At 55.7% G+C, this 14822-nt stretch carries 14 protein-coding genes and 2 pseudogenes; all 16 read right to left on the bottom strand.

Annotation, left to right across the window (positions count from 1 at the left end):
• Positions 1-883, bottom strand: an 883-nt coding sequence (locus tag ACJ8J1_RS15620; RefSeq protein WP_442520381.1) for an NACHT domain-containing protein, incomplete at its 3' end; no start/stop codon positions are given.
• A gap of 17 nt (positions 884-900) precedes the next feature.
• Positions 901-1879 (bottom strand): annotated as a pseudogene (locus ACJ8J1_RS15615) (phage integrase).
• Between the two features lie 9 nt (positions 1880-1888).
• On the bottom strand, positions 1889-2506 hold the full coding sequence (locus ACJ8J1_RS15610; RefSeq protein ID WP_033642692.1) for a type VI secretion system-associated protein TagO: 618 nt from the start codon (positions 2504-2506) through the stop codon (positions 1889-1891).
• A gap of 294 nt (positions 2507-2800) precedes the next feature.
• Positions 2801-3016: pseudogene (locus tag ACJ8J1_RS15605) on the bottom strand (terminase large subunit domain-containing protein); the annotation flags it as partial.
• 209 nt (positions 3017-3225) lie between these two features.
• The gene (ptsG, locus tag ACJ8J1_RS15600; RefSeq protein WP_033642691.1) at positions 3226-4659 is read right to left on the bottom strand and encodes a PTS glucose transporter subunit IIBC; all 1434 of its coding nucleotides are present in this window, start codon (positions 4657-4659) and stop codon (positions 3226-3228) included.
• 343 nt (positions 4660-5002) lie between these two features.
• Positions 5003-5779: a metal-dependent hydrolase gene (locus ACJ8J1_RS15595; RefSeq protein WP_033642690.1), complete on the bottom strand. Its 777-nt coding sequence runs from the start codon at positions 5777-5779 to the stop codon at positions 5003-5005.
• A 19-nt stretch (positions 5780-5798) separates the two neighbouring features.
• Entirely contained in the window at positions 5799-6806 is a 1008-nt protein-coding gene (gene holB, locus ACJ8J1_RS15590) for a DNA polymerase III subunit delta' (RefSeq protein ID WP_033642689.1), read from the bottom strand.
• A complete protein-coding gene (gene tmk / locus ACJ8J1_RS15585) occupies positions 6806-7444 on the bottom strand; it encodes a dTMP kinase (protein WP_033642688.1) in 639 nt (212 codons plus the stop codon). Before tmk ends, holB begins: the two co-directional genes overlap by 1 nt.
• Entirely contained in the window at positions 7434-8459 is a 1026-nt protein-coding gene (gene mltG / locus ACJ8J1_RS15580; RefSeq protein ID WP_033642687.1) for an endolytic transglycosylase MltG, read from the bottom strand. The genes tmk and mltG overlap by 11 nt, the downstream gene beginning before the upstream one ends.
• 13 nt (positions 8460-8472) lie before the next feature.
• On the bottom strand, positions 8473-9270 hold the full coding sequence (pabC, locus tag ACJ8J1_RS15575; protein ID WP_033642686.1) for an aminodeoxychorismate lyase: 798 nt from the start codon (positions 9268-9270) through the stop codon (positions 8473-8475).
• A 143-nt stretch (positions 9271-9413) separates the two neighbouring features.
• Positions 9414-10655 (bottom strand): beta-ketoacyl-ACP synthase II, encoded by a 1242-nt coding sequence (fabF, locus tag ACJ8J1_RS15570; RefSeq protein WP_033642685.1) that lies wholly within the window; start codon positions 10653-10655, stop codon positions 9414-9416.
• 82 nt (positions 10656-10737) lie between these two features.
• Positions 10738-10974 (bottom strand): acyl carrier protein, encoded by a 237-nt coding sequence (gene acpP / locus ACJ8J1_RS15565; protein WP_004719003.1) that lies wholly within the window; start codon positions 10972-10974, stop codon positions 10738-10740.
• Positions 10975-11128: 154 nt separating this feature from the next.
• A complete protein-coding gene (gene fabG / locus ACJ8J1_RS15560) occupies positions 11129-11863 on the bottom strand; it encodes a 3-oxoacyl-ACP reductase FabG (protein ID WP_004928729.1) in 735 nt (244 codons plus the stop codon).
• A gap of 11 nt (positions 11864-11874) precedes the next feature.
• Entirely contained in the window at positions 11875-12804 is a 930-nt protein-coding gene (fabD, locus tag ACJ8J1_RS15555) for an ACP S-malonyltransferase (RefSeq protein ID WP_033642684.1), read from the bottom strand.
• Between the two features lie 18 nt (positions 12805-12822).
• Positions 12823-13776: a beta-ketoacyl-ACP synthase III gene (locus ACJ8J1_RS15550; protein ID WP_033642683.1), complete on the bottom strand. Its 954-nt coding sequence runs from the start codon at positions 13774-13776 to the stop codon at positions 12823-12825.
• A 6-nt stretch (positions 13777-13782) separates the two neighbouring features.
• Positions 13783-14817 (bottom strand): phosphate acyltransferase PlsX, encoded by a 1035-nt coding sequence (gene plsX / locus ACJ8J1_RS15545; RefSeq protein ID WP_071841648.1) that lies wholly within the window; start codon positions 14815-14817, stop codon positions 13783-13785.
• Between the last annotated feature and the right edge of the window lie 5 nt (positions 14818-14822).

The following is a 14822-nucleotide window of genomic DNA, read 5'->3' as shown; positions in this document are numbered from 1 at the left end:
ATGATAATGAAGTAACAATAAGTATATCAATTAAAATAGGAGTTTTAATTGTTTCAAATAGAAACTTCCTTTTATTTAAAAGCTCTACAATTGAACTACTAGTAACCTGATCAGAAACTATCTTTTCTATCATTAAGATTACATCTTGCCTACTTAGCACCTCAACCTTGTATAGAGAAACACCCGCCTGCCTTGTTATTTCAGTATCAGGCCTTGTTGTTACCAGAGATGAGCAAGAGTATTTATCAAAAATAGAATTAATCATTCTCAATGCGTTTTCTCTTTCGGATGATCTTACTTCATCAAAACCATCCCAATAGAAAACGACCTTTCCAGTCCCCAATATTTCAATCACATCATTAAGTTCACAATCTATACCACTTGCATTCATATGCTCAAGTAAAATATCTTCACATGCAACTTTTTCTGTATAACTAAACTGCCTCAACGTAAGGAAGAAAGGTATCCTTTCCTGCCTTACCAATTCCTCTAAAAACAGTTTTCGCATGATCGTGGTTTTTCCCTGCCCCGCCAACCCCACAATGGCCGTGCATCCTTTTCTATCTATGTAACACTTATCTCCAACCGTTATCGCTTTATTTTTGTTTCTTTTATTTCCGTCATTCAACTTTATTTTTATTGGATGATATATCTCATCCAAATAAACATCAACATTACCTTTTGTTATAGTCCTGAAAATAAATACTTTGTGTACAGCTTTTTCAAGATAAGATTCGATTATTTTACTTTTTTTAAAACCTCTTAAGATATTATTGCCTTTTACTCTCGCTGAGCTAATTCCCGCCTCAGTAGCTTTTTTTCCTATCGTTTTAAAAACCTCGCCTAATACTGAAGTGGCAATTAAAGTTGATAAAGGTTCCATAATATATTTCCTTAATGTCATCTCAATGATAACGGATTAAACCTAACCGCATCTTCCAGATAATCCGGTGCAAAGTGCGCATAAACCATTGTTTGTAAGATGCTTGAGTGTCCTAAAATCCGCTGCAGTGCCAGAATGTTGCCGCCATTCATCATGAAATGACTGGCGAACGTATGCCGCAGCACATGCACCGCTTGTCCCGCCGGCAGGCCGGGAGCAACTTCCTTCACGCATAGCCGGACGTAGGGATAGTTAAGATCCTTGAACAGCGGCCCCGACTTAACACCGCTGGTGATCTCTTTGCAGAGCTCGGGCGAGATCGGCACCGTCCTGTTCTTGTTGTTCTTGGTGTTCAGGTAGGTGATCTTGTTACCGATCACCTCTTCCTTTCGCAGCTTCGCCACTTCACCCCAGCGGGCGCCCGTCGCTAGGCAAAGACGGACAGCTTTCAGGTGATCGCCGTCGAGCCGCATTTGCAGCGCGGCAATCTCTGCCTGGGTAAGAAAGCCCATTTCCTGAGCCGGCAGCTTCATTTTCTTCATGGCCTTGAGCGGGTGCTCGCCGTGATAATGCCCCAGTTCGATGAGAACGGAGAACACGCCACCCAGCATTTCCTGGTCAAGGTTGACTGTCTTGGCCTTCTTGCCTTCAGCAAATCGCAGCGCCCGGTAGTCGGCGAAGAAAGTACGGGTGATCTGGCTCGCTTTGGGTTGCCCCATTTTCTCCGCCATGACGCGCAATTTCTGCGCCCTCTTCACTCCGTCTTTCAGGTGCTGGCCATGATGGCTCCACCACAGGTCGATCAGGTCGGTTAATGGTCGATGATCAGCAGGCTTATCAAGCCACTCTTTGTTGTTCTGCGTCGCGATAATCCAACGCTCGAACTGCTGCGCTTCAGATTTCGTCTTAAATTTTTTTGCGAACACGCTTCCCTTCTCTTCCTTGAGGGCGCACATATACCATGTAGCCCTCAGCACCAAGAGATTTAATGCTCATTCGTTGCCCTTACCACTTACAGGCTTCACGTAGCGGCTTGATAGCTGTCGACAAACCTGACAAATCAAAAGTAGTCTGTGCAGGATTTTCTCCATAAGGTGTTATTTGCACAAACATTTTTTTACTTTTCATCAGTTCTTTGATGAAAGAGATTGTCTGTCCGCTGTAGAAGGTGGCCTTATTGTCAGTGGAGATCTGCCAGGTGCGATTGACTGCTTTTTGGGCATCAATACGAGTAAGAACACGCGTACCATCAATCCCCAGGAATGTCTCCCAATTGATAAAAAGCTCAGTTTTTTTCTCTCGGCATGTGATGAACAAGAAAGGAGTAATTGCCCCACCAAATTGTCCTCGAATCTGACTTTCCGCGGACAAAAAGACGAACTCATTGCTTGAATCATCGATTGGCGATTTTTCGCTTCTTGTCTCCCATTTACCCGTTGACTGAGGTTCTGAGCTTTCTGTTTTGTCCTCAGCCTTTAACTTTCCGAGTTTATCAAAGCACTGAAGGCGTTCACTGTCACCAGTAACTTTCTGGCACTGTGCCAGTTGCTCTGAAATGTTCGTTCCTGCATGTGAAAAGCCAACAGAAGAACTAAATAAGACCAGAGATATTATTTTTTTCATTTTAACTATCACTTAATGTAATTATTCAATTGGTAATTGCTGTGAAAGCTGACTGTTATGTATCCAACCAGTTTTTTCCACACAAATCCCCCCATCGCCCAAGAATACATAATATTCCGTGCAATTAGCCAGCTTTATGGCTTTTTCGGTTGTTGGATCTACTTTCATACCCATCAGGGGAGAAAGCAGGAGAAATCTGGCCAAATTCCGGTGCAATATCTCTCTGTAATTAGACGCGATGAATATTTTTTGAACGTCGTATGTCATGTTGATAAAGCACTAGGCCACCATGCATGACTTGCCCTTGTTAAACAGCGTGCCACTCCAGAATGAATAGGCTTCATGGGCCATGCTGGACGGGGTAGAGAAATAGGTGGAACGGTAGCGCGTTTGGGATGCCATACCCGATGCAGCCCTGCGCAACTTTTTAAATCCGGAGATCCAGAAATATTCATCCAGTTACAGATTGCCCGGTCGCCCCTGGGTGATATTGGAGTTGGTGCCTAAGAAGTACGCCCTGTCCAGCCGCCCCCAAAAGCAGCGGACAAACCTCATTGATCTTTGGCTAATTAGGCTGCCCGCAGATATGGGTAGTTGTACGGACTCTCTTATCCTGCGGCCTTAATGTGGACACTGAAAATAAAAAATACTTATTAATCAAAATAAAAACCAATAAAAAAGGGAGGCTTTCGCCTCCCTTGATAACTCCCCTGCCTGAATCAGTGATTACGGATGTATTCGTCCATATCGGTTTTCAGGTTGTCGGACTTGGTGCCGAAGATGGCCTGCACGCCGGAGCCAGCGACGACTACACCGGCTGCGCCCAGTTTCTTCAGGCCCGCCTGGTCGACTTTGGACACGTCGGCCACGCTGACGCGCAGACGGGTGATGCAAGCATCCAGGTTAGTGATGTTTTCTTTGCCGCCGAAGGCCTGAACCAGCGCCGCGGACATTTCGGAACCGCCCTGCGCAGACTGCTCGGCAGCGGTGTCTTCACGGCCCGGCGTTTTCAGATCCAACTTGGCAATCAGCACGCGGAAGATGGTGTAGTACACCAGACCGTAGATGATGCCGACGATTGGGAACAGCCAGATTTTGCTGCTGTTGCCGCTCAGTACGATAAAGTCGATCAGGCCGTGCGAGAAGCTGGTGCCGTCACGCATGCCCAACAAGATGCAGATTGGGAACGCCAGGCCGGCCAGGATAGCGTGGATCACGTACAGAATCGGCGCGACGAACATGAAGGAGAACTCGATCGGCTCGGTGATACCGGTCAGGAACGAGGTCAGCGCGGCGGAGATCATGATGCCGCCGACTTTCGCGCGGTTTTCCGGCTTGGCCGAGTGCCAGATGGCGATGGCCGCAGCAGGCAGACCGTACATTTTGAACAGGAAGCCGCCGGACAGTTTGCCCGCGGTCGGGTCGCCCGCCATATAGCGAGGGATATCACCGTGGAATACCTGGCCCGCCGCGTTGGTGAACTCGCCAATTTGCATTTGGAACGGGACGTTCCAGATGTGGTGCAGACCGAACGGCACCAGTGCACGCTCAACCACGCCGTAGATGCCGAAGGCCACGACCGGGTTCTGATAAGCCGCCCACTGCGAGAAGGTCTGGATAGCCGTACCGATCGGCGGCCAGATGAAGGACAGCACTACGCCCAGAACGATCGCCGCCAGACCGGAAATGATCGGCACGAAACGCTTACCGGCAAAGAAGCCCAGGTATTCCGGCAGTTGAATGCGGAAGAAGCGGTTAAACATATAGGCCGCGATGGCGCCGGAGATAATCCCCCCGAGCACACCGGTATCCGCCAGGTGTTTGGCCGCAATTTCTTCAGCCGGCAAGTGCAGCACCAGCGGCGCAACCACCGCCATGGTTTTCACCATGATGCCGTAAGCCACCACCGCCGCCAGCGCGGAAACGCCGTCGTTGTTGGTGAAGCCCAAGGCGACGCCGATGGCGAAAATCAGCGGCATGTTGGCGAAGACCGAACCGCCCGCTTCCGCCATCACGTGGGAGACTACCGCAGGTAGCCAGCTAAAGTTGGCGGAACCGACGCCCAGCAGGATACCTGCGATAGGCAACACGGACACCGGCAGCATTAGCGATTTACCTACTTTTTGCAGGTTTGCAAATGCGTTCTTGAACATAGTTGAGTGTGCTCCTGAGTAATAATGCTTTGCTACTTCTTGTCGCGATTGGTCGCGCTGCAAGGGGGGGAGAAAAACCCCTGCAATTCAGGGTGTCTGAGCACCCCTTGAATTTATTACGCAGAGTAAAATAAATAGTCTGCGCAATGTTTGATGACAATCACGTTTCGATGATCGAGCCGCGGCAACTTTGCATAAACCGGCGTTTTTTTGGCAAAACAGAGCAAAAAACGCGCACCAATCACCCTGAAACGGGAGCGAACCTTACCCGTTTCAGTGATTAATTACGAGCTTAAAAAAAATTACGCAGACAATGACCTACCGCTATAGCCTAGGCCAAAGATCACAGTTCGAGGTGAAATAAGCGTGAAAAGTTGGCGGTGGTCGCTTCGGCCAGCTGTTCCAGGCTGACGCCCTTCAATACCGCCATGTATTCAGCCACATCACGCACATAGGCGGGTTGGTTTTCTTTGCCGCGATGCGGCACCGGCGCCAGATAAGGCGAGTCGGTTTCCACCAGCATGCGATCCAGCGGCACGTAGCGTGCCACTTCGCGCAGCTGTTCGGCATTGCGGAAGGTGACGATGCCGGAGAAGGAGATGTAGAAGCCCAGATCCAGCAAGGCTTCGGCCGTGGCCAGATCTTCGGTGAAGCAGTGCAGCACGCCGCCGCAGTCTTGCGCGTTCTCTTCACGCAGGATCGCCAGCGTGTCCGCGCGCGCCTCGCGGGTGTGGACGATCACCGGCTTGTTCAGATCACGGCCAATGCGGATATGTTCGCGGAAAGAGTCCTGCTGCAGCTCAAGGTTGTCTTTCTGGTAGAAGTAATCGAGCCCGGTCTCTCCCAGCGCCACTACCCGCTCCGCCGCCGCCAGGCGACGCAGCTCGGCGTAATCATAGCCCTCTTCCAGATTAAGCGGATGCACCCCGCAGGAGAAAGCCACATCGTTGCGCTCGCCGATCAGTTCGGTCATGGAACGGTAACCCGGCAACGTGGTGGCGACCGCCAGCACATAGCCGACGTCGCGCGCCTTGGCCTTGGCCAGCGCGTCGTCCACATTCTGGTGCAGCGTTTGGTAATCCAGGCCGTCAAGGTGGCAATGAGAATCGACTAACAACATAATTTTTAACTCTTTTACTTTACAGCGAATGAGGTTGGGAATAGCCGGCGGCGCCAAGCATCTGTTCCCAGCGAAGTAACTGTTCGGTCAGCAGCAGCTCGCGGTTGACGCCCACCACGCTGAGCAGCTGGTGACGGCAGTTCAGCCACTGCTGCACAATCTGTTGCAGCGAGGAGCTGCTCAGCAGGCTGGCCAGCTGATGCACCAGCGGCTGCTGATCCTGATTCAATACATAGTGATGCGCGCCCTGTTGCCACTTCATTGCGTCCACCAATAACGCGCACAGCCAATGCAGGCGTTCGGCGACGTCTTCATGGTTTAGCACCGGCAACAGCGACAGCATATCGCGTTGCGGCAGCGCGGCGCTCAATGCGGCGCACAGGGCGCCGCGCTGTTGCCACTGCTGCGGTTGCAACAACTGCTCGGCGGCCAGGGGCGCGCCGTCGTGCAGGCGCAGCGCCGTGACTCGGTCTGTCTGAGAGCCCGCCGCCTGCCGGCCCAACCACTGCAGGCTGAGCTGCTCATCCGGGCTGGCCAAATGCCAGTACAGGCAGCGGCTGCGCAGCGTCGCCATCAGCCGCGACGGCTCACGGCAACCCAACAGAAAATAGGTTTTCTCCGGCGGCTCCTCCAGCGTTTTCAACAGCGCGTTGGCCGCCGCCTCGGTCAGCTGTTCGGCCTGCGGCAGCCAAATCACCTTGGCGCCGCCCTGTTGCGCGTGGGCGTACAGCGTTTCAATCACCTGGCGGATCGGTTCGATGCCCAGGCTGCTCTTGCCCTTTTCCGGCGCCAACACGTGATAATCCGGGTGATTGCCCGCCAGCATCAACCGGCAGCTGTGGCACTCGCCGCAGCTTTTTTCGCCGTTGCGCTGTTGGCAGATCAACCAACGGCTCAGGCCGTAGGCCAACGCATCGTCACCATTGCCTGCCGCCGCATGCAGCAGCAGCGCATGATGGCCACGGCCGTCGGCGTACTGCCCAATCAGCTGGCGATAAGGGCCATTCAGCCACGGGTACCAGTTCATTATGCGCCTTCCTGCTGCCGCAGCCAGTGGCTGACGCAGTCGCGGATCGCCGCAGTCACCTGCTCCAGCGGCTGGGCGGCGTCGACGGTGACGATCGTTTCGTCCTGCGCCGCCAGTTCGAGATAGCGAGCGCGGGTGCGTTCGAAGAACGGCAGCGCCTCCTGCTCGATGCGATCCAGCTGACCGCGCGCCTGCGCGCGTTGCAGGCCGACCAGCGGAGGCAGATCGAGATAGACCGTCAGATCCGGGTGAAAATCCCCCAGCACGGTGTCGCGCAGCGAGGTCATCAGCTGCGGATCCACGCCACGGCCGCCGCCCTGATAGGCTTGTGAAGAGAGATCGTGGCGATCGCCCACCACCCAGGCGCCACGCGCCAGGGCGGGTTTGATCACGGTTTCCACCAACTGCACGCGCGCAGCGTACAGCATCAAGACTTCGGCCTTGATGGTCGGCAATTCGCCGTCTATGCCGCGCTTGAACAGGTCGCGCAGCTTCTCCGCCAACGGCGTGCCGCCGGGTTCACGGGTGAAGACGATGTCGTTGATGCCATGTTCACGCAGCACATTGACTACCGTGTCGCGCGCGGTGGTTTTGCCCGCGCCTTCCAGCCCTTCGATTACAACGAATTTACTTTTCATTCTTTTCCTTTAACGCCTGACGGTACACGCGCACCGCCTGGTTATGGCTCGCCAGATTGGTGGTGAAGGTATGCCCACCCTTGCCGTCGGCGACAAAATAGAGATAAGGCGTTTTGGCCGGATTGGCAGCCGCTTGCAGCGAGGCCTCACCCGGCATGGCGATCGGCGTTGGCGGCAGGCCGGCGATCACATAGGTGTTGTAAGGCGTCGGCGTCTCCAGATCCTTGCGCGTGATGTTGCCATTATAGCTCTCGCCCATGCCGTAGATCACCGTCGGATCGGTCTGCAGACGCATGCCGAGACGCAAACGGTTGACGAACACCGACGCCACCTTGCTGCGCTCTTCCGGCACGGCGGTCTCTTTCTCAACGATCGATGCCATGGTCAGCAGCTCTTCCGGCGTTTTGTACGGCAGACTGGTGTCGCGGCCGTCCCAGGCGGCCTGCAGCGCTTTGTTCATGCGGACGTGGGCGCGTTTGAGCAGCGCGATGTCGCTCATGCCGGCGGTATACTGGTAGGTATCCGGATACAGCCGCCCTTCCGGAGTTTCTCCTGCAGCAATGCCGAGCGCGGTGGCGATCTCCGCGTCACTTTTGCCCGCCAGGGTGTGTTTCAGGTATTTGGACTGCTGGAGCACCTGCTGCCAGTCACGCAGGCGTGAGCCTTCGATAAAGCGCGCGGTGAACTGCGCCTCTTTGCCGCTGGCCAACAGTTTCAGCATCTGGCGCACCGTCATGCCCGGCGTGAACCGGTAGGTTCCGGCCTTGAACTCCGCCAGCTCCGGTTCCAGTTTCAGCAGCCACTGGAACCAGTGGCCGCTGCGCACCAGTTTATCGCGCACCAGTAACCCTTCCAGCGCCACCCGGCCAGTGCCGGCAGGCAGTTTGAAGATAGTCTCTTGCTGGATAGCCAGCGGCGTATCGGCAAAGCGTTCGATCTTCTGGTAGCCCCAAAACAGCAGCGCCAATGCCAGAACAACAATAACAGACAGGACCTTCAGCTTTCTTTTCTTCATCAATCAGCCATGGTTAACAGTGTGGACGCAAAAAATCATACAGCTGGCGCGAATGATAACGCCATGATTGAGCAACGTTTACCGGCAGCAGCGGCATCAGCGCGTTGCTCACCAGGACTTCGTCGGCATCGGCCAGCGTCTCCAGCGGCTCGCTGACGCAGTGCAGACGGTATTCCGATCCCGCCAGCAGCGCGATCACCCGTCGCCGCATCAGGCCCGCGACGCCCGCCTGGCTCAGGTCAGGGGTAAACACCGCTTTTCCCTTACGCCAGAACAAATTAGCCGCACAGCATTCCACCAGCATACCGGCAGTGTCAAGCACCAGCGCCTCGTCGGCGGCCGTCTGGTCAAGATGCGCGCGGATCAGCACCTGCTCCAGGCGGTTCAAATGCTTCAACCCCGCCAGCAGCGGATTGCGCGCCAGCGCCACCGGGCTGAGCGCAAGCGTGATACCCTGCTCGCGCCACTGCAAATAGTGCGCAGGGTAGCTGCTGCGGGCGACGATGCGCGTCGGGTTTTCGCACCCCGTCGGGCTATAGCCTCGTCCACCGCTGCCGCGCGTCAGTATCGCTTTGACCACGCCGAGCGAAATTGATTCTGCCGCCTGCGCCATCTCGCGCTCGAAAGCCGGCCAATCGGTGGCGGGCAGCATCAGCCGTTGGGCCGCCTGCTGCAGCCGCTCCAGATGCCAGGGCAGCAGCTCGATTTTACCGTCGATAACCCGGGCGGTAGTAAAGCAGCCGTCGCCGAACTGCAGGCCACGATCGCTCGGCGCCAGCGCATCGTGGCGTTGTCCGTTAATCCAGTACATGCTTCCTCCTGTTGCCGGGTGATTTCATTACGCTCGCAGAATAGCAGGCGACGAGGCAATACGCAGCCCTGTTGGGGCCCAAACGATAGGCGTAAAAAAGCCCGGTTAAAAACCGGGCTTTTATCAGCGAACAACCGCGCGAGTTACACTCGGCGGAAGATCAGCGAGCCGTTGGTGCCGCCGAAGCCGAAGGAGTTACACAAGGTGTACTCCATATCGCTGACCTGGCGCGCTTCGTGAGGCACGAAGTCCAGATCGCAACCTTCATCCGGGTTATCCAGGTTGATGGTCGGCGGTACCGCCTGATCGCGCAGCGCCAGCACGGTAAAGATGGACTCGATCGCGCCCGCCGCACCCAACAGGTGGCCGGTCATCGATTTGGTTGAGCTCACCAGCACACGCTGGGCATCAGCGCCGAACACGGATTTCACCGCCTGCGCTTCCGCCTGGTCGCCCGCTGGCGTAGAGGTGCCGTGTGCGTTGATGTAACCGATTTGTGACGGGGTCACACCGGCGTCAAGCAGGGCATTTTCCATCGCCAACGCAGCGCCAGCGCCGTTTTCCGGTGGTGACGTCATGTGATAAGCATCGCTGCTCATCCCAAAGCCAACCACTTCGGCATAGATTTTCGCGCCGCGTTTTTTCGCGTGTTCGTACTCTTCCAGCACCATCATGCCGGCGCCGTCGCCCAGCACGAAGCCGTCGCGGTCTTTATCCCACGGACGGCTCGCCGCCTGCGGGTTGTCATTACGGGTGGACAGGGCGCGCGCTGCGCCAAAGCCGCCGACGCCCAATGGGGTGCTGGCTTTCTCTGCCCCACCGGCCAGCATCACGTCCGCATCATTGTAAGCAATGATACGCGCGGCATGGCCGATGTTGTGTACACCTGAAGTACAGGCGGTGGCGATGGAAATGCTTGGGCCACGCATGCCGTACATGATTGTCAGGTGACCTGCAATCATATTCACAATGGTGGAAGGCACGAAGAACGGACTGATTTTCCGTGGGCCACCGTTAACCAGTGAACTGTGGTTTTCTTCAATCAAACCCAGGCCGCCGATGCCGGAACCGATCGCGGCTCCAATGCGGCTGGCGTTAGCCTCGGTGATGTCCAGACCTGCATCCTGCATGGCTTGCATGCCGGCAGCGATACCGTACTGGATAAAGGCGTCCATCTTGCGCGCATCTTTGCGAGAGATGAAATCCTCAGAATTAAAATTCTTTACCAGGCCAGCAAACTTGGTCGCATAGGCAGTGGTATCGAAATGGTCGATCAGGCTGATGCCACTCTGACCGGCAAGAAGAGCGTTCCACGTGGACTCTACCGTATTGCCGACAGGAGACAACATGCCCAGTCCGGTCACAACTACTCGACGCTTAGACACGTTTGTCCTCCAGGGAGGGAAAAATATGACACTAGGGATAGAAAAAACTTAGGCGGTCGAACGACCGCCTAGATATGTTCTCTTACTGCTGGCTAGCGTTGATGAAATCAATAGCTGCCTGAACAGTAGTGATCTTCTCAGCTTCTTCGTCTGGAATCTCGGTGTCGAATTCTTCTTCCAGTGCCATTACCAGCTCAACGGTGTCAAGAGAATCAGCGCCCAGATCTTCAACGAAAGAAGCGTTGTTCAAAACTTCTTCCTGTTTAACACCCAGTTGCTCAACAATGATTTTCTTAACGCGTTCTTCGATAGTGCTCATACTCTTAAATTTCCTATCAAAACTCGCTTTCGCGATGGTTTTCGTAGTGTATAAAATGCTGAAAAAGATGCAACTAAATCCCGGCTGGTCAAACCACGATTTTACGCTATTTTGCGGTTTTTGCCTCAAATAACGCAAATGGTTTTCACATTTTTTAAATCATGTACATGCCGCCATTGACATGTAACGTTTCACCGGTGATATAGCCGGCCTCATCAGAGGCCAAAAATGCAACAGCGCTGGCGATTTCTTTAGCATCGCCCAGCCGGTTGGCTGGAACTGATGACAAAATGCCTGCGCGTTGATCATCTGTCAACGCCCGTGTCATGTCCGTCTCAATAAAGCCAGGTGCCACGACGTTGACCGTAATGCCACGAGAAGCAACTTCACGTGCCAAAGATTTGCTAAAACCAATCAGACCGGCTTTAGCCGCCGCGTAGTTCGCCTGCCCTGCGTTCCCCATGGTGCCGACAACGGAACCGATGGTGATGATACGGCCAAACCGCTTTTTCATCATAGCGCGCATTACCGCTTTTGACAGGCGGAATACGGAAGTCAGGTTAGTGTCGAGGATATCCTCCCACTCATCATCCTTCATACGCATCAGCAGGTTATCACGCGTAATGCCGGCATTATTCACTAAAATGTCGATTTCGCCAAATTCGGCGCGAATCGATGCCAGCACGCTGTCGATAGATTGCGCATCAACAACGTTCAACATAAACCCTTTGCCGTTTGCGCCCAGGTAGCCGCTGATCGCTTCAGCGCCGCTCTCGCTGGTCGCGGTGCCGATCACTTTGGCGCCGCGGGCCACAAACGTTTCTGCAATAGCTCGGCCAATACCGCGGCTCGCGCCGGTGACCAGAACGATTTTACCTTCGAAGCTCATCATTTTCCTCTTTATTGTTCAAGCGCCGCCGACAGGCTGGCGGTGTCGTTCACCGCCGCAGCCGTCAGGGTGTCAACAATACGTTTAGTGAGACCGGTCAGCACTTTGCCCGGCCCCACTTCCAGCAGCGACGTCACTCCCTGTGCTGCGATAAATTCTACGCTCTCGGTCCAACGCACCGGGCTGTACAGCTGACGCACCAGCGCACTGCGGATCGCTTCAGGATCGTTTTCGGTGCGTACGTCGACGTTGTTCACCACCGGCACCTGCGGCGCGTTAAAGGTGATGTCCTTCAGCGCCACGGCCAACTTGTCGGCGGCCGGTTTCATCAGCGCGCAGTGCGAAGGCACGCTCACCGGTAGCGGCAGTGCACGTTTGGCGCCCGCCGCTTTACAGGCGGCGCCTGCACGTTCAACCGCTTCTTTATTGCCGGCGATAACCACCTGGCCCGGCGAGTTGAAGTTGACCGGAGAAACCACCTGTCCCTGCGCGGACTCTTCGCACGCCTTGGCGATCGCGTCGTTGTCCAGGCCGATGATGGCGTACATAGCGCCGGTGCCTTCCGGCACCGCTTCCTGCATCAGCTTGCCGCGCAGCTCGACCAGGCGGATCGCCGCCTTGAAGTCCAGCACGCCGGCGCAGACCAGCGCCGAGTATTCGCCCAGGCTGTGGCCAGCCATCAATGCGGGCGCTTTACCGCCCTGCTGCTGCCACACGCGGAAAATCGCCACGGAAGCCGCCAGCAGAGCCGGTTGGGTCTGCCAGGTCTTGTTCAGCTCTTCCGCCGGGCCTTGCTGCACCAGCTGCCACAGATCGTAACCCAGCGCGGAAGAGGCCTCGCCGAAAGTCTCTTCGACGATCGGGAACTGTGCGGCCAATTCGGCCAGCATGCCAACGGCCTGCGACCCCTGGCCCGGGAAAACAAAAGCAAATTGCGTCATTTTTTATTCCTGTTCAAATCAGAAACGAACCAGCGCCGAGCCCCAGGTAAAGCCGCCGCCGAAGGCTTCCAGCAGCACCAGCTGGCCACGCTGAATTCGCCCGTCTCGCACGGCTTCGTCCAGTGCGGAAGGCACCGAGGCGGCAGAGGTGTTGCCGTGACGATCGAGCGTCACCACCACTTTGTCCATCCCCATGCCCAGTTTTTTCGCCGTTGCGCTGATGATGCGCAGGTTGGCCTGGTGCGGCACCAGCCAATCCAGCTCGCTGCGGTCCATGTTGTTGGCCTGCAACGTCTCATCGACGATGCGCGCCAGTTCGGTGACCGCAACCTTGAAGACTTCATTGCCCGCCATGGTGACATAGGCCGGCTTGTCTTGATTCTGACGATCCTTGTAAGGCAGCGTCAGCAGGCTGCCGTAGCTGCCGTCGGCATGCAGGTGGGTAGACAGAATGCCCTGCTCTTCAGAAGCCCCCAGCACCACCGCCCCTGCGCCATCACCAAACAGAATGATGGTGCCGCGATCTTCAGGATCCAGCGTGCGCGACAAGACGTCCGCGCCGATAACCAGCGCATGTTTGACCGCGCCGTTTTTCACGTACTGATCGGCCACGCTGAGCGCATAAGTAAAGCCGGCGCAGGCCGCAGCCAGATCGAACGCCGCGCAGTCTTTGATGCCCAACATTTGCTGCACCAGGCACGCCGCACTCGGGAACGCGTGAGTCGTCGTGGTGGTCGCCACGACGATAAGCCCGATGTCTTCTTTAGCCACACCTGCCATTTCCAGCGCTTTCTCAGCGGCCTGGAAGCTCATCGTCGCGACGGTTTCATCCGCAGCGGCGATGCGACGTTCGCGAATACCGGTACGCGTGACGATCCACTCGTCAGAGGTATCCACCATTTTTTCCAAATCAGCATTGGTGCGCACTTGTACGGGCAAATAACTCCCCGTACCGAGAATCTTTGTATACATGTACGATCAGTCACTCTTAGGTAATACAGCCTCAAGGCGCGCAGCAATCCTTTCCGGGACTTGCCGCTGCACCGCCTGCACAGCCTGTTCGATTGCGACTGCAAACGCGTGAGGGTTCGCAGCGCCGTGGCTCTTGACTACGGTGCTGCGCAATCCTAACAGACATGCGCCATTATACTGGTCGGGGTTCAGGTGGCCGAACCGCTTGACCACCCGTTTTTGCAACCAACGGCCCAACAATTTCAGCCACCAGGCTCGCTTGTTTCCATCGCCGGACGATTTCAGCAGCGATAAGAACACCCTGACCACCCCTTCCATGGTTTTCAGCGTGACGTTGCCCACGAAGCCGTCGCAGACCAACACATCGGTCTTGCCGGTGAGCAGTTCGTTTCCTTCCAGGTAACCAATATAGTTGATTGCCGGAGTATTTTTTAGCACAGCGGCCGCTTCGCGGATATTATCCAGGCCTTTGGTCTCTTCTTCGCCGATATTCAGCAGCGCCACCCGCGGTTGCGCAATGCCGATCACCTCTTCCGCCATCACCGCGCCCATCACGGCAAACTGCACCAGCATGGTGCTGTCGCACTCGACGTTGGCGCCCAGATCCAGCACCACGGTTTTGCTGCGCTGCTGGTTCGGGATCACCGTCATCAGCGCCGGGCGCTCAATGCCCTCCAACGGCTTGACCAACAGCTTCGCCAATCCCATCAGCGCGCCGGTATTGCCGGCGCTGACGCAGCCCTGCGCGTTGCCGCTGCTGAGCTGTTCGAGCGCAATGCGCATCGACGTGCCGCGGCTGGCGCGTATCGCTTGTGAGGGTTTGGCGTCGCCGGCGATCACAGACTCGGCGGGCACGACTTGCAGACGCTCCAGAAGAACCGGATCGGCGTGGGCAAGCAAAGGGGAGATGGCGTCGGGATTACCGACCAGCAAGAGATGAAGCTGTAAATTAGAGGCCAGTGCCTGCAACGAAGCAGGCACTGTGACGCAGGGACCGAAGTCCCCGCCCATTGCATCTAACGCCAGGGTTAGACGAGTCAAGGTAT

Origin of the sequence: Serratia sp. CY37869 (genome assembly GCF_052168895.1) — a bacterium.
GTDB lineage: Bacteria > Pseudomonadota > Gammaproteobacteria > Enterobacterales > Enterobacteriaceae > Serratia > Serratia ureilytica.
Note: the sequence above shows the minus strand (reverse complement) of the source record. Positions and strands in the feature narration are given on the sequence as shown.